Genomic DNA, 19,875 nt, shown 5'->3' on the forward strand with positions numbered 1-19,875 from the left:
CATGTGCCGTGTCGTCGACCTGCAACAGGCCGTCCTCGCCAAGAACGACGCCTGCGCCCGCACGCTGCGGGACGACCTGGCTGCCCGGGGCACCGCGGTCGTCAATCTGCTCTCCAGCCCCGGCAGCGGCAAAACCGCCCTGCTGGAGCGGGAACTCACCCTCGCCCGGCGGCGCGGGGTGCCGGTGGCGGCGCTCACCGCCGACCTGGCCACCGAGCACGACGCCCAGCGGCTGGCCCGCTCCGGCGTGCCCGTCAAGCAGGTCCTCACCGACGGGCTGTGCCACCTGGAAGCCGGAATGCTGAGCGGGCACCTCGACGGCTGGCTCCCGGCGGACACCCGGCTGCTGTTCATCGAGAACGTCGGGAACCTGGTCTGCCCGGCCTCCTACGACCTGGGGGAGACGCTGCGCATCGTGCTGGCGTCGGTGACCGAGGGCGAGGACAAGCCGCTCAAGTACCCCACCGCCTTCGGGCTCGCCCACCTGGTCGTGGTGACCAAGGCCGATATCGCCGAGGCGGTCGGCTTCGACGAGGCGGCGTTCCGCGCCCATGTCGAACAGGTCAACCCCGGGGTGGAGATCGTGTGTACCTCGGCCCGGCGCGGCGAGGGCGACGGCACCCTGCTCGACCGGGCGCTGGCGGCCCGCGACGGCGCCCCCGTCCACGTCCCGGTCATGGCCCGCCGGCCGCACACCCACGAGCACGCATCCGTCGTCGCCCCCAACGCACTGGCGCAGAGTCACTCATGACGGTCCGGCAGGTGGACGTCGCCCCGGCGACGGCCGCCGTACGCCGCAGGATCACCGTCCGCGGAGTCGTCCAGGGCGTGGGGTTCCGGCCGTTCGTGCACACCCTCGCCACCGAACTGGGGCTGACCGGCCAGGTGACCAACACCGGCGACGGCGTCCTGGCCGAGGTCGAGGGCGCACCCGCCGCCCTCGCCCGCTTCGCCGCCCGGATCCGCGCCGACGCGCCACCGCTGGCCATGGTCGAGGCCGTCGACGCCGAGGACATCGCCCCCACCGGGGGCACCGGGTTCGTCATCCTCCCCTCCCACACCGAAGGACCCGCCCGCACCCTGGTCTCGCCGGACGCCGCCACCTGCGACGCCTGTCTCGCCGAGCTGCGCGATCCGGCCGACCGCCGCCACCGGCACCCCTTCCTCACCTGTACGCACTGCGGCCCCCGCTTCACCATCGTCACCGCGCTGCCCTACGACCGCGCCCAGACGACCATGGCCCGCTTCCCGATGTGCCCCCGCTGCGCGCGCGAATACGCCGACCCGACCGACCGGCGCTTCCACGCCCAGCCCATCGCCTGCCACGACTGCGGACCCCGGCTGCGGCTGGTGGGCGGGCCACCGGACGAGCACGGCGGCGATCCGGTCGCCGCCGCCCGCCAACTCCTCACCGACGGCGCGATCGTCGCCGTCAAGGGACTCGGCGGCTATCACCTCGTCTGCGACGCCGCCCAGGACCGCGCCGTCGCCCTGCTGCGCCGCCGCAAGGCCCGTGGCGGCAAACCCTTCGCCCTCATGGCGCGCCGACCCGGCGACATCGAGCACCTGGTGCACCTCTCCGCCGAGGAGCGCGCCCTGCTCACCGGCCCCACCCGGCCCATCGTCCTGCTGCGCCGCCGCACCCAGGGCCCCACGCCGGAACTGTCGCCCGCCGTGGCCCCCGGCAGCCCCGACCTCGGCGTGATGCTGCCCTACACGCCCCTGCACCACCTGCTGTTCGGCCTGCCCGGTGATCCCCCCGGCCCCCGGATGCTCGTCATGACCAGCGGCAATGTCGCGGGCGAGCCCATCGTCACCGACGACGACGAGGCCCTGCGGCGCCTCGCGCACCTGGCCGACGCCTGGCTCACCCACGACCGCCCCATCCGGGTCCCGTGCGACGACTCGGTGATCCGGATCTGCGACGGCGAGCCGCTGTTCGTACGCCGCTCCCGCGGCTATGCGCCGCTGCCCCTCCCGCTGCCGCTGCCCGTACCGCCCGCGCTCGCCGTCGGCGGCGACCTCAAGAACGTCCTCTGCCTCGGCGAGGGACGCCGCGCCTGGCTGTCCGCACACATCGGTGACATGGACGACCTGGCGACACAAGAGGCCTTCGGCCGGGCCGAGGAACACCTCGAGACGGTCACCGGAGTACGCCCCGGACTGCTCGCCGCCGACCGCCACCCCGGCTACCGCTCCACCCGGTGGGCGCAGCGCCACACGGCCGGCCGGCCGCTGATCCACGTCCAGCACCACCACGCCCATATCGCGGCCGCCATGGCCGAAAACGGTCTCGACGGCCGCCGGCCCGTCATCGGCATCGCCTTCGACGGCACCGGATACGGCGACGACAACGCCATCTGGGGCGGCGAGATCCTGCTCGCCGACTACGACGGATACCGCCGCTTCGGCCGGCTGCGCTACGTCCCGCTCCCCGGCGGCGACGCCACCGTCCGGCGTCCGTACCGGATGGCGCTGGCCCAGCTGCGCGCCGCGGGCATCGACTGGGCCGGTGATCTGCCGCCCGTCGCGGCCTGCCCGCCGGACGAACGGCGGCTGCTGGAGCGGCAGCTCGAACGCGGCCTCCACTGCGTCCCCACCTCCAGCATGGGCCGCCTCTTCGACGCGGTCTCCTCCCTGGCCGGGGTGTGCCACCACGCCGGATACGAGGCCCAGGCCGCGATCGAGCTGGAGGCCGCCGCGCTCACCGCGCACGGCGCCGACGGCCCCGGCAGCCCCGGTTACGCATTCGCGCTCGATGCCACCGACCCCGCCGCGACCGCCGTCGCCGACCCCGCCCCCGTCCTCGCCGCCCTCGTCGACGACCTCCGCGCCGGCACCGCCCCGGCGCTGATCGCGGCCCGCTTCCACACCGCGGTCGCCACCCTCGTCCGCCGCTGCTGCGCCCTGGCCCGCGCCCGCACGGGCCTGGAGACCGTCGCCCTGACCGGCGGCGTCTTCGCCAACACCCTGCTGGCCGGCACCACCGCCCGCCTGCTGCGGAGCGACGGCCTCACCGTCCTGCGCCACCGCCGCGTCCCGCCCAACGACGGGGGACTGGCGCTCGGCCAGCTCGTCGTGGCGGCGCGCGCGGCCGGCGGCCCGCGGTGAGCCCGGCGGCCCGCGGTGGGCCCGGCGGACCGTCCCCCATGACCGCACCCACGACCACACCCACGACGAGGAGAGACCCATGTGCCTGGCGGTACCCGGCAAGGTGATGGACATCGAGGAACGGGACGGCACCCGGATGGCCACCGTCGACTTCGGCGGCGTGGTCAAGGAGGTCTGCCTGGAGTACGTACCGGACCTCGCGGTCGGCGAATACGCGATCGTCCATGTGGGCTTCGCGCTCCAGCGCCTGGACGAGGAATCGGCCCGGCAGACCCTCGCGCTGTTTGAGGAACTCGGGCTGCTGCAGGAGGAGTTCGGCGATCCCTGGGAAGCGGCTGCCGCCGAGGCGGGCGTCCTGCCGGGGCCCGCCATGAGCGACGGAGTGCGGGAGGCGCAGCAGTGAAATACATCGACGAGTTCCAGGACCCCGAGCTGGCCCGGCGGCTGCTCGACGACATCCGCGCCACGGTGACCCGGCCCTGGGCGCTGATGGAGGTCTGCGGCGGCCAGACCCACACCATCATCCGCCACGGCATCGATCAACTCCTCCCGGAACAGGTCGAGTTGATCCATGGTCCGGGCTGCCCCGTGTGTGTGACCCCACTGGAGGTCATCGACAAGGCCCTGGAGATCGCCGCCCGCCCCGAGGTGATCTTCTGCTCCTTCGGCGACATGCTGCGGGTCCCGGGAACCGACCGCGATCTGTTCCGGGTGCGCAGCGAGGGCGGCGACGTGCGCGTCGTCTACTCGCCGCTCGACGCCTTGAAGATCGCCCGGCAGAACCCGGACCGCGAGGTGGTGTTCTTCGGCATCGGCTTCGAAACCACCGCCCCGCCCAACGCCATGACGGTCTATCAGGCCCGCAAGCACCGCATCGCCAACTTCAGCCTGCTGGTCTCGCACGTCCGGGTCCCGCCCGCCATCGAGGCGATCATGACCTCGCCGAGCTGCCGGGTCCAGGCCTTCCTCGCCGCCGGGCATGTGTGCAGCGTCATGGGCATGGGCGAGTACCCGTCCCTTGCCGAACGCTTCCAGGTCCCCATCGTCGTCACCGGCTTCGAACCGCTGGACATCCTGGAAGGCATCCGCCGCACCGTCCGCCAACTGGAACGCGGCGAACACACCGTCGACAACGCCTATCCGCGCGCCGTACGCAGCGAGGGCAACCCGGCCGCCCAGGCCATGCTCGCCGACGTCTTCGAGGTCACCGACCGCGCCTGGCGCGGCATCGGCACCATCCCCGCCAGCGGCTGGCGATTGTCCGCCCGCTACCGCGACTTCGACGCCGAACACCGCTTCTCGGTCACGGACATCGCCACCCGCGAGCCCGCCGCCTGCCGCAGCGGCGAGGTCCTCCAAGGCCTGATCAAGCCCCATGAGTGCGAGGCCTTCGGCACCGCCTGCACCCCCCGCACCCCACTCGGCGCCACCATGGTCTCCAGCGAGGGAGCCTGCGCCGCCTACTACCTCTACCGCCGACTCGGCGTCACACCCACCAAGCTGGAGGCGAGCCCCGTTGCCTGACACCTCCCTGCCCGCCCTCGACATCTCCGGCTGGACCTGCCCCACGCCGCTGCGGGACCAGCCCCGCATCGTCATGGGACACGGCGGAGGCGGCGCACTCTCCGCCGAACTCGTCCAGGAGATCTTCGCCCCCGCCTTCGGCGGCGACATCCTCGCCCAGCTCGGCGACTCCGCGGCCCTCACGCTCGGCGGGCTGCGCCTCGCCTTCTCCACCGACTCGTACGTCGTCCGGCCGCTGTTCTTCCCCGGCGGCAGCATCGGCGACCTCGCCGTCAACGGCACCGTCAACGACCTGGCCATGAGCGGCGCCCGCGCCGCCTACCTCTCCTGCGGATTCATCCTCGAAGAGGGCGTCGAGACGCCGGTGGTCGCCCGCGTCGCCGAGGCGATGGGCGCCGCCGCGCGCACCGCCCGCGTCGAGATCGCCACCGGCGACACCAAGGTCGTCGAGGCCGGCCACGGCGACGGCATCTACGTCAACACCGCGGGCATCGGACTGATCCCGGCGGGCGTCGACCTGCGTCCGCAGCGCGTGCAGCCCGGCGATGTGGTGATCGTCAGCGGCGACATCGGCGTCCACGGCGTGGCGATCATGAGCGTCCGCGAGGGCCTGGAATTCGGCGTCGAGATCGAGAGCGACTGCGCGGCCCTCGGCGGCCTGGTCGAGACGATGCTCGCCGTCACCCCGGACCTGCACGCCCTGCGCGACCCCACCCGGGGCGGCCTGGCCGCCGCCCTCAACGAGATCGCCACGGCCTCCGGCACCGGCATCGCCCTCCAGGAACGCGCCGTCCCCGTCCCGCCCACCGTCGCCAACGCCTGCGCCATCCTCGGCCTCGACCCGATGTACGTCGCCAACGAGGGCAAGCTGGTGGCGTTCGTCCCGCGCGAGCACGCCGATGCGGTACTGGACGCGATGCGCGCGCACCCCCTGGGCGCCCGCGCCACCGTGATCGGGGAGGCCGTCGAGGCACACCCCGGGATGGTGGTCGCGCACACCTCGCTCGGCGGTACCCGGGTGGTCGATCTGCCGCTGGGCGAGCAGCTGCCGCGGATCTGCTGAGCCGTCGCCACCTGGACGACCGGGGCGCCGCGCTCCGGTCGCCCGGCGGGAGACACCTCGCGCAAGACAGGAGTCGTCATGCCCGCCGACCTCTTCGCCCACGGCGGCTACCGTGTCGGGCCATGAGCGAGCGCGGCACGGCCGCCTTGCCCTTAGGGCCTGTCCGGTGGGTCATGGCCGGGGCCACGACGCCTGGCACGGCACCTCGCGGCGTTGCCGAAACGTCCCCATAGCTCCGCTGTCAGGCCGCTCCGGCGCCTTGCGATGCACCACGCCAGACGCCGCGGCCTTTCCGACCCTGACCCACCGGACAGACCCTAGGGGGAGTTGCGGCATGAGCCGCCCGACGATCGCCGTGCACCATGTGCGGGCCGCGCTCAGCGGCCCCGAGCGGCACGGCACCGACACCGTGCCGCCGCTCCTCCGGACGGCCCGGATCCCGCCGCCGCTGCTCGCCGACGACCGCGCCCGGGTCACCCCCGAACGGTTCACCCGCCTGGTCAAGGCCCTGCACCGGGCCACCGGCGGGCCTGAGACGGCGGTGGCGACCGGCCCGGGGCCGTGGGCCTCCCCCCGCTCGTGGGGGTCCCTCCGTTCGAGCAAAGCCGGGAGCGGGGGAGAAGCCGAGCGCGGGGGAGGACCGCCCGAGGCCGTCTTCTCCGTACGCCATGACCTCCGCCGCCACGACCACGGCGACTTCCTCGCCGCATGCGTGCTGATCATCCGGCACCGGCTCTCCGGCCGGCCGATCGGACGGCGCATCCCGCTGCGCCGGGCGCAGTTCGCCCACCCGGCGCCGCCCCATGCCGCCGAGCACGAGGTCCCGTTCGGCTGCCCGGTGCGCTTCGGCACCCGGCGCACCGCGGCGGGCCGGGGCGCGCACTGGCCCGCCGCGCCCGTCGTACGGGACGAGACCGCGCCGGCCGCGATGCCGCGGCGGGCGCCGGTGGATCTGGTCGGCCGCCGCGAGTACGGCACGACCGTCACCGAGCAGGTGCGGCGCAGCCTCGTCCAGGCGCCGCGCGCACCGTCCGCGGCCCGGCTGGCGGAGGCCTGCCAGGTTGCCCCTCAAGAGATACCGGGGCACAAAACTGCGCGTCCCGGTCAGCGCCTTTCTCACCCGTACCTCGCCACGGTCGCCCCCATCACCCTGGCACCCGAGCCCGTTGGGAGAGCCACATGCAGCCACGCTCCACCGCACTCACCGCCGTCGCCGCCCTGTGCCTGACGCTCGGCCTCACGGGCAGCAGCGCCGCGGCCGGCCAGCCGATCGCACCCGCCGCCCCCGGCGACATCGTCACGTCCTCGCCCACGTCCTTCCACCCGACGCCCGGTCAGCCGACCCGCACCCGCGCCTGGCACCTCACCTACCGATCCACCACGGCCAGGGGCACCCCCAACACCGTCTCCGGGACCGTCATCGTCCCCGACGACGGCCGCCGCGGCCCCCGCCCGCTGATCACCTATGCCGTCGGCACGGTCGGCCTCCACGACTCCTGCGCGCCCTCGGCCGGATTCCCCAAGGGCACCACCATGGAGGCCACTCTCATCCAGCAACTCATCGTCCGCGGCTGGGCGGTCGCGGTCACCGACTACGAAGGCCTCGGCACCCCCGGCGACCACACGTACACCGTGGGGCGCTCCGAGGGCCAGGCCGTCCTCGACGCCGCCCGCGCCGCCCAACGGCTGCCCGAAGCGGCCGCGGCCGGCGTCACCCCGAACTCACCCGTCGGCATCATGGGCTACTCCCAGGGCGGCCAGGCCAGCAGCTGGGCCGCCGAACTGCACCGCTCGTACGCCCCCGAGCTCCAGGTGAAGGGCACCGCCACCGGCGGCGTGCCCGCCGATCTGCGCACGGTCGCCGACCACAACAACGGCAACATCGGCGCCGGGCTGATCCTGATGGCCGCCATCGGCCAGAACGCCGCCTTCCCCGAACTGCACCTGGAGAAATACCTCAACGACAAGGGCCGGCACTACGTCGACCTGATGAAGCAGAACTGCGTGGCCGCCGGCACCGTCGCCGGGCTCTTCAAGAAAATCTCCGACGTCACCGTCAAGAACCCGTTCGACGAACCGGACTGGCAGCAGCGGCTGGACGCCTCCCGCCTCGGCACCCGCACACCGGACGCCCCGGTGTACCTCTACCACGGGACCGCCGACGAGCTGATCCCGTACGGCGTCGGGAAACAGCTGCGCGCCGACTGGTGCGGCCGGGGCGCCACCGTCCAGTGGGCCGCCATCCCGCTCGGTGAGCATGTCGTCAGTGCGATCGCGGGCTCCGTCCCGGCCGCCAACTGGCTCGCCGACCGCTTCGCGGACAGCCCGACCAGCGGCAACTGCGGCTGACCGCCGGCGGCCGGTGCGGGGCGGCACCCACCGCGCCGCACCGGCCGCCGTCGCGCGCCGATTCCCCGCACCCCCGATTCCCCCGTTCCCCCGAATGGCCCACACGGACCCGGCCCCCGCACGACAGCGCCCGCCCGCGCTCCTAACGTCGGGCGTGTGACCTGCATAGATACTCCGCACGAGCTCCCCGAGGTGCCGCTGCGTATCGACCGTGGCCAGGCCGAACCCGAGGAACTCGCAGCCCTGACCGTCATCCTGGGCGCCCGTCTCGTGGGCCTGCGCGTCCTTGAGGAGAACCACCGGCGCAGGCAGAGCGACCAGCAGCACATCGTCCAAGGGGCGCGCTGTGCCTGCTGGTCGGGCTGCTGGTGCTGCGCCTGAGGCGACGCTAGTCCCGCGGCATCGGCTCCAGCCCGGACCCCAGCCCCGCCGGCAGCGCCCCCGTATGGACCACGCCCAGCCGCTGCGTCGCCCGGGTCAGCGCGACGTACAGATCGCTCGCCCCGAGCTCCTCCGGTGCCGCCACGATGACCGTGTCGAACTCCAGGCCCTTGGCCTGCCGAGGGTCGAGCAGCACCACCGGGCTGGTCAGGTCCGGGGTGGCGCCGGCGGAGGCGGCCGGCAGGGCGGCGGACAGGGCCCGGTGCCGGGAGCGCGGGGCGATCACCGCGAGACGGCCCGCCGCGTGCGAGTCCCGCGCGACCGCCTCGGCGACCGCACCGGCCACGTCGTCGGTGCGCCACGCCCAGGGCCGTATCCCCGTGGAACGGATGGAGCGCGGCGGCTCGAAGGAGGGGTCCGCCGACCGGGGCACCTCGGCCGCGATCTCCATGATCTCCGTCGGCGTGCGGTAGTTGACGCCGAGCCGGACATGCTGCCAGCGGTCGTCGACATACGGCGCGAGGATCGTCTCCCAGGCGCCGCAGCCGCCCGGCTCCGCGGTCTGCGCGGGGTCGCCCACGAGGGTCATCGAGCGGGTGGGGCAGCGGCGCATCAGCAGCCGCCAGGCCATCGCGGACAGCTCCTGCGCCTCGTCGACGATGATGTGGCCGAAGGCCCAGGTGCGGTCGGCCGCGGCGCGCTCGGCGGCGCTGCGGTGGTCGGCCTCTTCGTGCCGGTCGGCGAGCCGTTCCGCGTCCAGCAGGTCGTGTACGGCCAGCACCTCCGACTCCTCGTCGTCGCGGTCCTCGAACTCCTGGGTGCGCGACCCGTAGGAGAGGTCGATCACGCCCTGTGCGTACGCGATGCGCTCCTGGCGCTCGGCCTCCTCGGCGACCCGGGCCGCCGTGTCGTCCTCGCCGAGCAGCTCGGCGGCCTCGTCCAGCAGCGGCACATCCGCGGGCGTCCACTCCCCGCCCGCGCGCCGGATCGCCGCCGCATCGGCCTCGGGCAGGTGGACGGGCTCGGCGAGGAAGTCGGCGACCAGCTGCTGCGGGGTGAGGGTCGGCCACAACTCCTCGATGGCGGCGTGCACTTCGGGGCTGGCCGCGATCGCCTTCCCCAGCTGCGCGATGTCGTCGGGGCCGAGCAGGTTCGGTCCGCCGTACGGGTCCGCGCCCAGCCGCTCGGTCAGCTGGGCGGTGAGCCCGTCGATGACCTGGAACGCGAAGTGCGGGCGGGCGAGGTTGTGCGGCAGCAGCGCCTCGCGCGCCCGGCGCCGGGCCCGGCCGGCCAACTCCGCGTCCAGCATCAGCTCGCCGTCGTCGTGCGCGATGACGATCGCGGGGTCGGGCAGGGCCTGCCGGTCGGCCACGAAGCGCGCCAGCGCGCGGGCCATCGCCGCACCGCCCTTGACCTCGGCGGCCCGTGCGGTGTCGGTACCGGTCGCGGTCACGCCCGGGAAGAGCTCGGCGGGCGTGGCGAGCAGCACACCCGTCTCGCCGAGCGAGGGCAGCACCTCCCCGATGTAGCCGATGAACGCCGGGTTGGGCCCGACGATCAGCACGGCACGGCGGGCCAGCAGCTCGCGGTGCGCGTACAGCAGATACGCGGCGCGGTGCAGCGCGACGACGGTCTTGCCGGTGCCGGGGCCGCCCTCCACGACGAGGACGCCGCGGTGCGGGGCGCGGATGATCCGGTCCTGGTCGGCCTGGATGGTCTGCACGATGTCGTGCATCCGCCCGGTGCGCGCGGCGTCCAGCGCGGCCAGCAGGACGGCGTCCGCGTCGGCGCCCTCGTGCCCGGTGCATACCGCGTCGGCGAGATCCAGGATTTCGTCGTGCAGGGCGGTGACACGGCGGCCCGCGCTGGTGATGTGCCGCCTGCGGCGCAATCCCATCGGGGTGTGCCCGGTGGCGAGATAAAAGTGCCGGGCGACCTCGGCCCGCCAGTCAATGACCAGCGGAGTACGGTCCGGGTCGTCGCGCCGGATTCCGATCCGGCCGATGTGGTGATCGCGGCCGTCGCGGAATGCGAGGCGGCCGAAACACAGGCCGTTCTCCCCGGAGTGCAGGGCGGCCAGCAGCCCGGTCTGCTCGGCCACCAGCACATCGCGCTCCAGCCGTGCCTGGAAGGTGCCCCCTTCCAGCGGCAGGGCCGCATTCACCGCGGTCTCGGCTCCGGCACGCATTTCGGCGAGGTGCTCGTGGAGCAGATCCAGGAATTCCTGCTCGCGCCGCAATTCCTCGTTCGACACATTTGACAATTCGGCCCCGCTCGGATACAGTGCAGTTGACGGATGATTAGTCTGTCTCGCGATTCACAAGACAGACAAGCTCCCAATATACGCAGCGAATTCCCCCGGCCGTCAATTCGGCGCGGGGGTTTTTTGTGCCCAAGAGGCGCCGCCGTCCGCCGGAGCGGCATGATCCGTATCCGGTCCCGTCACGTAGGCTCCGAGCTGCAACGCAGGTGATCGAGGAGGCCGTTTTCGTGACGGAGCGTCAGGTGTCAGGCGGGGGCGACGAGGCCGGCGCGCCGGAAGTGCAGGCGCAGGAACGGCGATTGCGCCGGGACCTGGGTTTCTGGGGACTGACCGGGATCGGCTTCTCCAACATCGTGGGTTCCGGCTGGCTGTTCGCCGCCATGTACGCGGCCCAGACAGCGGGCCCGGCGTCGCTGTTGTCCTGGATCGGGGCGGGGGTGCTGTGCACGCTCGTCGCCCTGGTCATGATCGAGCTGGGCGCGTCGCGGCCCGAGGGCGGCGGCACCGTCCGCTGGCCGCTCTACGCCAGCGGCCCCCTGGTCGGCACGCTCGTCGGCTGGTCGGTACTGCTCTCGGTCGGCGGCACCGCGGCCGAGATCAGCGCGATCATGCAGTACGCCGCCCACTACCTGCCGGGTCTCTACGAGGGGCACACCCTCACCGCTTCCGGGCTGGCGCTGGCCGCCGGGCTCAGCGTGCTGCTGACCGTGCTGAACTGGTTCGCGGTGCGGCTGTTCGCCCAACTCAACAACCTGATCTCGGTGTTCAAGATCGTGGTCCCGATCGTCACCGTCATCGCGCTGATCGCCTCCGGCTGGCACTCCGGACGCCTGACGGACCACGGGGGCTTCGCGCCGTACGGCTATGTGGCCTGTCTGACCGCGCTGGCCGGCGGCGGCATCGTCTACTCCGTCAACGGCTTCCAGGCGCCGCTGGACTTCTCGGGCGAGACCCGCAACCCCCGCCGGACCATCCCGGCCGCGGTCCTCACCGGCATCGGCCTGGCCGTCCTGATGTACCTGGCCCTACAGGTGGCGTTCCTCTTCACCGTCCCGGACGACCTGCTCGGCGGCGGCTGGAAGGGGATCTCCTTCGACTCGCCGTTCGGCCAGCTCGCGCTGATCCTCAATCTGCACTGGCTCTCCAGCCTGCTGTACGCGGACGCGGTGCTCTCCCCGGGCGGTTCGGCCTACGTGGGCGTGGCCATCGACGCCCGGCACACCTACGCCCTCGCCAAGAACGGCACCATCCCCCGGTACTTCATGAAGGTGAACGAGCGCTTCGGCATCCCGCGCCGGGCGCTGGTCGTCAACCTCGTGGTGATCCTGGTCTTTCTGCTGCCGTTCGGCGGCTGGCAGGACATCGTCAGCGTGATGGGCGACATGTATCTGCTGATCTACGCGGCCTCGGCGGTCGCGGTCGCGGTGTTCCGCGCCGAGCCGGGCGGCCGCACCGCCGGCTGGGTGCCGGGGCTGCGCTATATCGCCCCGCTCAGCTTCGTGGTGGCGACCGAGTTCGTGTACTGGTCGGGCTGGCACGATCTGCGGCTGGCGCTGCCCCTGGTCCTCGGCGGGCTGCTGATCTTCCTGGCCATGCGCCGCCCGGGAGCCCACGCCGCTCCCGTGCGCCCGCTCCTGACGGAACTGCGCACCGGCGCCTGGCTGGTGTTCTACCTCGCCGCCCTGACCGTGGTCTCCTGGCTGGGCACCTTCGAGGGCTCCGGCCGGCTGCCCGCCCCCTACGACTCCGTGGCCGTGGCGGTCCTGGCGCTGGGGGTCTTCTCCTGGGCGGTACGGTCCGGCGTCGGGCAGCTGACGGCGTCCCGCGCGGCCGCGGCGTGAGGGAGCGGCCACGGCACCGGCCGCGCGGAAGCCGACCCGCAGAAATATGATGAGTCCGGGAGTTGTGGATCCCGCCAGGTCAGGAGGCAGCAGCGGACGAGCCGCGCGGGTCGCACCCCGCAGTGGCCATGTACCGATGCACCTTGGAGCGGTCCATGCTTCGGCGTCGTCCTCCGCGGTCGTCGAGCGCCGACGACCTGCTGACCACGCTCGGGCGGCTGACCGCCCAGGCGCGGGAAGGGGCCGAACTCCAGCAGGCCCGGGTGGAGCTGGCCGAGGCGCTGCAACGGGAGATGCTGCCCGCCACCCTCCCGGAGGCGCCGGGGCTACGGGCCGCCGCGACCTACGCACCCGCCCGGCACGGCCTGGACATCGGCGGCGACTGGTACGACGGCTTCCCGCTGCCCGACGGGTCCCTGGCGTACTGCATCGGTGATGTGCAGGGCCACGACGTCGAGGCGGCCGCCTTCATGGGCCAGATACGCATCGGCCTGCGCGCCGTCGCCCCGCACGCCGCCGACCCGGGCGAGGTGCTCAGCCGCGCCAACGACCTGCTGCTGTCGGTGGCCGCCGGCCTCTTCGCCACCTGCACCTTCCTCCGCTTCGACCCGGCCACCTGGGAACTCTCCAGCGCCCGCGCGGGCCATGTGCCCGGCGTGTGGGCCAGCACCGACGGCAGCTACGGCGTCGCCGAGGACCCCGGAGGCCTGCCCCTGGGCATCGCGGCGGGGGAGACGTACCCGGTCACCCGCCGCCGGCTCACCACGTCCGGCACGTTCGTACTGCTCACCGACGGCGTGGTCGAGGGGCCGTCGTTCGCGATCGAGACCGGGCTGGCGCAGGTCACCCGACTGGTCGGCGCCAGGGCCGGCGCGGACCCGGCCGAAGTGGCCGCCGAAGTGATGAACCTCGCCGAGTGCACCGGCCACACCGACGACGCGGCGGTCATGGTGCTGAGCTTCGACGGGGCGGCGCAGGGACCCGGGTGAAGCGCGCGCCGGGCATGCGTGTCGCGGCCGACGGCGGGACACCGGCGTTGTCTGATGGCTGCTGTGGTGCGCACCGAGCGGTTCCGGCGGCTCGCTACCCCTGCCCTGACGATCGTCGCCCTCGCCGCCGTCTACTACGGATCGGCCCGGATCGGGCTGCTGGAGCAGGTGGTGGTCGTGGACACCGTGGTCACGCCGCTGTGGCCGCCCACGGGCATCGCGCTGAGCAGCCTGCTCCTGCTGGGCATGTGGACCTGGCCGGCGTTCGCCCTCGGCACCCTCGCCGTCGTCTCGTCGATCAGCCCGCTCGACGTCACCGTCCTCGGCATCATGGCGGGCAACACCCTGGCCCCGGTGTGCGCATGCCTGATGCTGCGGCGGGTGGGCTTCCGCCCCGAACTGGACCGGCTGCGCGACGGGGTCGCCCTGGTGGTCCTCGGCGCCTTCGCCGGGATGCTCATCAGCGCGACGTTCGGCAGCGGCACCCAGGTGCTCGCGGGGTCTCTGCCGCCCGGTGACTTCTGGCGGACCTGGGCGGCCTGGTGGGTGGGGGACGCCATGGGCATCCTCGTCATCACGCCGCTGGTGCTGGCCTGGCGCACGGTCCGGCGGCCCCGCGACATCCCCCTCTACCGGTGGGGCGAGGCGGCGGCCCTGCTGGCCTGCGCGGTCGTCGTCGCCGTCCTCGTGGTCAGGAGCCCGCTGTCCCTGCTGTTCCTGGTCTTTCCGCTGATCGTCTGGGCGGCGCTGCGCTTCCAGCTGGCGGGGGCGGCGCCGATCGTGCTGTTCGTTTCCGTGGTGGCGATCATGGCGGCGACCCGCCGCATGGGGCCGTTCGAAGGGCAGAGCCTGCTGGAGGCGATGGTCAATCTGCAGGCCCTCAACGCGTCCACGGCGCTCACCGCGCTGTTGCTGTCGGCGATCATCAGCGAGCAGAACGGCATCCGGCACAAGATCGAGCGGGCCTGCTCGGAACTGGCCGAAGTGGTGGACCGTCTCGCGCCCGGTGAGAGCCGGCGCCGCTGGCCGCCGAACGGCAGGGCCCGCTGACCCCGCCCTCAGCCGGTCAGCAGGTCCCCCAGGTCGTAGCCGACCGGCTCCTCCAGCTGCGCATAGGTGCAGCTCTCCGGCGTACGGTCCGGACGCCAGGTACGGAACTGCGCCGTGTGCCGGAACCGGCTGCCCTCCATATGGTCGTACGCCACCTCGCACACCCGCTCCGGGCGCAGCGGCACCCACGACAGATCCTTGCCGCCGCTCCACCGGCTGGGCCCGCCCGGCATCCGCCGGGACGCATGGGCCGCCTCGTCCGTCCAGGTGCCCCAGGGGTGCGCCGCGACATCGTCCATCCGCAGCGGTGCGAGCTCCTCGACGAGGCTGCGCCGTTTCGCCATCGGGAACGAGGCGCACACCCCGACGTGCTGCAGCCGCCCGGCGTCGTCGTACAGGCCCAGCAGCAGGGATCCGACCACCGGCCCGCTCTTGTGCAGCCGGTAGCCCGCGACGACGCAGTCGGCGGTACGGGCGTGCTTGATCTTGAACATCGCGCGGTCGCCCGGCCGGTAGGGCAGGTGCAGCGGCTTGGCGACCACCCCGTCCAGGCCCGCCCCCTCGAACCGGGTGAACCAGGTGTGCGCCAGCTCCTGATCGGTGGTCGCGGGCGCGGTGTACACCGGCGCACGGGCCGGCTCCAGCGCCGCCACCAGCGCTTCCCGCCGCGCCGACTGCGGCTCTGCCATCAGGGAATCCGAGCCGAGGGCCAGCAGGTCGAAGGCGACGAGGGAGGCGGGCGTCCGCTCGGCGAGCGTACGGACCCGGGAGTCGGCCGGATGGATGCGCTCCAGCAGCTCCTCGAAGTGCAGCCGCCCGTCATGGGCGATGACGATCTCGCCGTCGACGACGCAGCGCGGCGGCAGCTCGGCCCGTACGGCGGCGACCACCTCCGGGAAATAGCGGGTCAGCGGCTTCGTCGTGCGGCTGGCGATCTCCACCTCGTCGCCGTCGCGGAAGACGATGACGCGGAACCCGTCCCATTTGGCCTCGTACTGCATGCCGGCGGGGATCTCGGTCACGAGCTTGGCGAGCATGGGGGAGACCGGGGGCATGACGGGCAGGTCCATGTCTTCGATCGTGACGGCCCGGCGTCCCTGGCGCGCGCCGGGGACGGCCGGAACTTAGCGTTGAGTCATGGCCGCAGGAGCTGTGGAGCTGGACGTCGCGGGGCGCACCGTGCGGGTGTCGCATCCGGACAAGACGTATTACCCCGAGCGTGGCTTCACCAAGCTGGACGTCGCGCAGTACTACCTCGCGGTCGCGGACGGCGTGCTGCGCGGTCTGCGCGACCGGCCCACCACCATGCAGCGCTTCCCGGACGGCGTCGAGGGGGAGTTCTTCTACCAGAAGCGGGCGCCCAAGGGGCTGCCGGAGTGGCTGCCCACCGCCCGGATCGCCTTCCCCAGCGGCCGGTTCGCCGACGAGATGTGCCCGACCGAGCCCGCCGCGGTCGTCTGGGCGGCCAATCTGGGCTGTCTGACCTTCCACCCCTGGCCGGTGCGCCGCGCCGACACCGAACACCCCGATGAACTGCGGATCGATCTCGACCCGCAGCCCGGCACGGACTTCACCGACGCCGTGCGGGTCGCCTGCGACCTGCGGGAACTGCTGGCGGAGCACGGGCTGCGCGGCTGGCCGAAGACATCCGGCGGCCGGGGCGTGCACGTCTACGTACCGATCCGCCCCAACTGGACGTTCACCGAGGTCAGGCGGGCCGCCATCGCCGTGGCGCGGGCTCTTGAGCGCCGCAGCCCGGACCGGGTGACCTCCGCCTGGTGGAAGGAGGAGCGCGGCGCGAAGGTCTTTGTCGACTACAACCAGATGGCTCGGGACCGGACCATCGCCTCGGCCTACTCCTTGCGCGCCCGGCCCCGGGCGACGGTCTCCACCCCGCTGCGCTGGGAGGAGCTGACCGACGCCGCGCCCGAGGACTTCGACCTGCGGACCGTCCCGCCCCGCTTCGCCGAACTCGGCGACGTCCACGCCGATATGAGCGAGCACGCCTTCGGCCTGGAGTCCGTACTGGAACTGGCGGACCGTCAGGAGGCGGACGAGGGACTGGGCGACATGCCTTACCCGCCCGACCATCCCAAGATGCCGGGGGAGCCGGCCCGGGTGCAGCCGAGCCGGGCCCGGAAGCGCTGAGACCGGCTCCCGCGCCGCCCCGCGCAACTCCAGCCCCCCGCTCCGGGCTCTCCTCGGCCCACCCGAACGGCGGCATCGGCCACGTATGCGTGACAGGCCGGATCCGTCCTGCCGTACGGGCGTCGAGGGCCCGGGAGACGCCCCGCCCGGCGTGCGCGGAAGCCGCCGGGGAGGAAACATTTCGGCCGTGGAGTACGACGGGACATTGCCGCACACGGGGGCGGGCCGCTGCTTCCCGGTCTCCTCCGAGGACGGTGGCGCCGCCTCCCGGCCCCGCGGCCCGATCCCCCGGAAGGCCCCCTCCGGGACGGCCGCCGCGGCGCGCCGCGCGCAGCCGCTCGCGGGCGGGTGACGCCCGTGCCCGACGAGATCGACTACCAGGCCGTCTTCCAGGCACTGCCGGGCGGGGCGATGCTGCTCACCCCGGAGCTGGTGATCCTCGACGTCAACGAGGCCCATCTGCGGCTCTCGGGCCGTCCGCGCGACCAACAGATCGGCCGCCCGCTCTTCGACGTCTTCCCCGACAACCCCGCCGATCCCGACGCCACCGGCGCCCGCGGCCTGGAGACGTCGCTGCGGCACGCGATGGCCACCCGTGCCCCCGACGCCCTGCCGCTGCACCGCTACGACGTGGAGGTGCCCGGCCGGCCCGGTGTGTTCGAGGAGCGGTACTGGAGCACCGTCAACGCACCCGTACTCGGTCCCGACGGAGAGGTGAAGCTGCTGGTGCACCGGGTCGAGGAGGTCACCGAACTGCTGCGGGCGCGGCGCGCGGAGTTCGGCGCCGAACGGGACCGGATGGAGGCCCAGCTCTACGGCCGCGCCCGGGAACTCCAGGAGGTCAACGTGCGGCTGCGGGAGTCCCACGCCCGGGAGCGGGAGGTGGCGCTGGCCCTCCAGGCCGCCATGCTGCCCGCCCCACGGCCGGTGGGGCATCACCGGGCCGCGGTGCGCTATCAGCCCGCCATGGGGGCGCTCAATGTGTGCGGCGACTGGTACGAACTGACCGATCTGCCGGGGGACCGGATGGCGGTCGCCGTCGGCGATGTCGTCGGCCACGGGCTCGAAGCGGCCTGTGTCATGGGCCAGTTGCGCAGCGCCCTGGGCGCCGCCGTCCTGGTCGCCCCCGGGCCCGCCAAGGCGCTGGAGGTGCTCGGCCTGTACGCCCGTTCGGTGGACGGCGCGGAGTCCACCACCGCGGTGCAGGTCGTCATCGACTGGACCACGCACACCGTCCACTACAGCAGCGCCGGTCATCCGCCGCCCGCCCTGCTGCACCCCGACGGCACCGTGCAATTCCTCGACCGGGCCACCGATCCGCCCCTGGGAGCACGGCCGGAACATGTGGCCCGGCCCGAGGCGGACACCCCCTTCGCCGAGGGCACCGTTCTCGTCCTCTACACCGACGGCCTGATCGAGCGCCGCCACGAGGACATCGACGTGGGCCTGGCCCGCCTGGCCGATTCGCTCGCCCGCCACCGGGGCAGCGACGCCGAACCCCTCGCCGACGCCCTCCTGACGGAGCTGCTGCCGCCGGGCGGGACCACCGATGACACGGCGCTGGTCATCATCCGCCTCTGACGGGCTCCCGCCACTCGCCCCCGGCTCGGGCCCCGCCCGTGTCCCCGTCCCCGGAACGTGCGGTCCGCCGTCCCGGCCCGCACCCTGGTGCCATGGAAGCAAACCCACCACCGCAGGTGACCGTGCACCCGCCGGGCCCGGACGGGGCGCGGCGGGTGACGGCCGGCGACCGCAAACTGGGCGTCGCCCATCGCATCGAGGACCTGGTGAAGGTCCTGCGGCACATCGGACTGGACGACATCGAGATCGAGGAGACCGATCTCATCGACTGGCAGGGCGGCGGCCCCGAGTCCTGGGACGCGCTCTAGGTCGTCCGGGGGGCGGGCGCCTCAGTGGGTGGTGAGCACCATCCGGAAGCGGGCGGCGCCGGCTTCCATCTTCCGGTACGCCTCATCGGCCTTGTCCAGCGGCAGCGTCTCCACCATCGGGCGGATCCCGTGCAGCGCGCTGAACGCCATGGTGTCCTGCACGTCCTGCGCCGTGCCGGACGGATGGCCGCGAACGACCTTGCCGGCCGTGAGCAGTTGGAGCGGGCTGATTCCCAGCGGGTCGCGCTCCACTCCGATGGCCACCAGCTCGCCGCGGTGCGTCAGCCCGTCCACGGTCGCCGCGATGGCGTCGGAGCTGGCGGCGGTGGCCAGGACGACCTTGGCGCCGCCGAGGGCCAGCAGCGCGTCTGCGACGGAGGTGTCCGCAGTGCTGTCGATGTAGTGGTGCGCGCCGAGCCGCTGGGCGAAGTCGGCCTTGGCGGCCCCCCGCGCGATGGCCACCGTCTCGAAGCCCATCGCGGCCGCGTACTGCACTCCCAGGTGGCCGAGGCCGCCGATGCCGAGCACGGCGACCAGATCGCCCGGCCGGGCGGGGCTGCGCCGCAGCCCGTTGTACGTGGTCACGCCCGCGCAGGCCATGGGCGCCGCATCGGCCGCCGCCAGCGAATCGGGGATGCGGGCCGGCGCGTCGACCGGCACGATCACCGCCTCGGCGAAGCCCCCGTCGTAGGCCGGTCCCGGGACCTTCAGGTTCGGGCACACCATGAAGTCGCCCTGCCGGCAGGGCGTGCAGTGGCCGCAGCTGCCGCCGAACCAGCCCACCGTCACCCGGTCACCCACCTGCCATCCCTTGTCCTGCGCCCCCTCGCCGAGCGCGTCGATACGCCCGGCGATCTCATGCCCGGGGACCAGTGGGAACCGAACGCCCGGCGCCGAGGCGTTCACGAAGACGCTGTCGCTGTGGCAGACCCCGCAGGCCTCCACGGCGATCCGTACGTGCCCGGGGCCCGGCTGCTGCACCTCACGCTCGACGATCTCGAACGGGCCTCGGGCGGCTGTGACCTGCGCGACTCGATACGTGCTCATCTGCATCTCTCCGGGAGCGGGTACGACGGTCCCCGTCTCCAGCAGACCAGCTCCGGGCCGATCGCGCGCGCCGGATACGCGCGGCAGGGCAGGCCGGGCGTGCGCCCGGCAGCTGTGGCGAGGCGCACGCACCGCTGTGGAGGTCCTGGGTTTATGGAACTTCCGGCGCAGCCAGGGCCTGCCCCACCGGACAGGCCCCGGGCCGTGTCCCCACGGCGCA

The 19,875-nt window shown here is 73.3% G+C and carries 18 protein-coding genes; 15 read left to right on the forward strand and 3 right to left on the reverse strand.

Annotation, left to right across the window (positions count from 1 at the left end; genetic code table 11):
* Position 1: 1 nt before the first annotated feature.
* From hypB to AC5677_RS35635, 8 genes are all read left to right on the forward strand, one after another.
* Positions 2–751: a hydrogenase nickel incorporation protein HypB gene (gene hypB / locus AC5677_RS35600; protein ID WP_497192015.1), complete on the forward strand. Its 750-nt coding sequence runs from the start codon at positions 2–4 to the stop codon at positions 749–751.
* On the forward strand, positions 748–3,111 hold the full coding sequence (gene hypF, locus AC5677_RS35605; protein ID WP_497192016.1) for a carbamoyltransferase HypF: 2,364 nt from the start codon (positions 748–750) through the stop codon (positions 3,109–3,111). The genes hypB and hypF overlap by 4 nt, the downstream gene beginning before the upstream one ends.
* Positions 3,112–3,190: 79 nt before the next feature.
* On the forward strand, positions 3,191–3,514 hold the full coding sequence (locus AC5677_RS35610; RefSeq protein WP_403509056.1) for a HypC/HybG/HupF family hydrogenase formation chaperone: 324 nt from the start codon (positions 3,191–3,193) through the stop codon (positions 3,512–3,514).
* A complete protein-coding gene (gene hypD, locus AC5677_RS35615) occupies positions 3,511–4,635 on the forward strand; it encodes a hydrogenase formation protein HypD (protein ID WP_497192017.1) in 1,125 nt (374 codons plus the stop codon). The genes AC5677_RS35610 and hypD overlap by 4 nt, the downstream gene beginning before the upstream one ends.
* Complete coding sequence (gene hypE, locus AC5677_RS35620) at positions 4,628–5,698, forward strand: hydrogenase expression/formation protein HypE (RefSeq protein ID WP_497192018.1); 1,071 nt, start codon at positions 4,628–4,630, stop codon at positions 5,696–5,698. The genes hypD and hypE overlap by 8 nt, the downstream gene beginning before the upstream one ends.
* Positions 5,699–6,032: 334 nt before the next feature.
* Positions 6,033–6,926: an AraC family transcriptional regulator ligand-binding domain-containing protein gene (locus AC5677_RS35625; RefSeq protein WP_497192019.1), complete on the forward strand. Its 894-nt coding sequence runs from the start codon at positions 6,033–6,035 to the stop codon at positions 6,924–6,926.
* A complete protein-coding gene (locus AC5677_RS35630) occupies positions 6,878–8,047 on the forward strand; it encodes a lipase family protein (RefSeq protein WP_497192020.1) in 1,170 nt (389 codons plus the stop codon). The genes AC5677_RS35625 and AC5677_RS35630 overlap by 49 nt, the downstream gene beginning before the upstream one ends.
* A 156-nt stretch (positions 8,048–8,203) precedes the next feature.
* The gene (locus tag AC5677_RS35635; protein WP_497192021.1) at positions 8,204–8,428 is read left to right on the forward strand and encodes an acyl-CoA carboxylase subunit epsilon; all 225 of its coding nucleotides are present in this window, start codon (positions 8,204–8,206) and stop codon (positions 8,426–8,428) included.
* A 7-nt stretch (positions 8,429–8,435) separates the two neighbouring features.
* Here AC5677_RS35635 and AC5677_RS35640 read toward each other — a convergent pair whose 3' ends face one another.
* Entirely contained in the window at positions 8,436–10,667 is a 2,232-nt protein-coding gene (locus tag AC5677_RS35640; RefSeq protein ID WP_497196879.1) for a HelD family protein, read from the reverse strand.
* A gap of 251 nt (positions 10,668–10,918) precedes the next feature.
* On the opposite strand from AC5677_RS35640, the gene AC5677_RS35645 reads away from it, so the two are divergent.
* The 3 genes from AC5677_RS35645 (at position 10,919) to AC5677_RS35655 (ending at position 14,571) form a co-directional block, all read left to right on the forward strand.
* Positions 10,919–12,532 (forward strand): APC family permease, encoded by a 1,614-nt coding sequence (locus tag AC5677_RS35645; protein WP_497192022.1) that lies wholly within the window; start codon positions 10,919–10,921, stop codon positions 12,530–12,532.
* A 155-nt stretch (positions 12,533–12,687) separates the two neighbouring features.
* Positions 12,688–13,521 carry a PP2C family protein-serine/threonine phosphatase gene (locus AC5677_RS35650; protein WP_497192023.1) on the forward strand — a complete coding sequence of 278 codons (834 nt, stop codon included), beginning with the start codon at positions 12,688–12,690 and terminating at the stop codon, positions 13,519–13,521.
* A gap of 63 nt (positions 13,522–13,584) precedes the next feature.
* Positions 13,585–14,571 (forward strand): MASE1 domain-containing protein, encoded by a 987-nt coding sequence (locus AC5677_RS35655; protein WP_497196880.1) that lies wholly within the window; start codon positions 13,585–13,587, stop codon positions 14,569–14,571.
* A gap of 8 nt (positions 14,572–14,579) precedes the next feature.
* Here the strand turns inward: AC5677_RS35655 and AC5677_RS35660 are convergent, their stop codons facing one another.
* Positions 14,580–15,641, reverse strand: a complete 1,062-nt coding sequence (locus AC5677_RS35660; protein ID WP_497192024.1) for an ATP-dependent DNA ligase — start codon at positions 15,639–15,641, stop codon at positions 14,580–14,582.
* A 67-nt stretch (positions 15,642–15,708) separates the two neighbouring features.
* Between AC5677_RS35660 and ligD the strand changes: the two genes are divergently transcribed.
* The 4 genes from ligD to AC5677_RS35680 all read left to right on the forward strand — a co-directional run bounded on the left by ligD (position 15,709) and on the right by AC5677_RS35680 (position 18,608).
* A complete protein-coding gene (ligD, locus tag AC5677_RS35665) occupies positions 15,709–16,719 on the forward strand; it encodes a non-homologous end-joining DNA ligase (protein WP_497192025.1) in 1,011 nt (336 codons plus the stop codon).
* A 187-nt stretch (positions 16,720–16,906) separates the two neighbouring features.
* A complete protein-coding gene (locus tag AC5677_RS35670; RefSeq protein WP_497192026.1) occupies positions 16,907–17,071 on the forward strand; it encodes a hypothetical protein in 165 nt (54 codons plus the stop codon).
* Between the two features lie 59 nt (positions 17,072–17,130).
* Positions 17,131–18,300 carry a PP2C family protein-serine/threonine phosphatase gene (locus tag AC5677_RS35675; protein WP_497196881.1) on the forward strand — a complete coding sequence of 390 codons (1,170 nt, stop codon included), beginning with the start codon at positions 17,131–17,133 and terminating at the stop codon, positions 18,298–18,300.
* Between the two features lie 92 nt (positions 18,301–18,392).
* Positions 18,393–18,608: a hypothetical protein gene (locus AC5677_RS35680; RefSeq protein WP_400060151.1), complete on the forward strand. Its 216-nt coding sequence runs from the start codon at positions 18,393–18,395 to the stop codon at positions 18,606–18,608.
* 21 nt (positions 18,609–18,629) lie between these two features.
* Here the strand turns inward: AC5677_RS35680 and AC5677_RS35685 are convergent, their stop codons facing one another.
* Positions 18,630–19,655, reverse strand: coding sequence for an alcohol dehydrogenase catalytic domain-containing protein (locus AC5677_RS35685; RefSeq protein ID WP_497192027.1), 1,026 nt, complete (start codon positions 19,653–19,655; stop codon positions 18,630–18,632).
* Positions 19,656–19,875: the final 220 nt, after the last annotated feature.

It is taken from the genome of Streptomyces sp. JLSY215 (assembly GCF_059682825.1).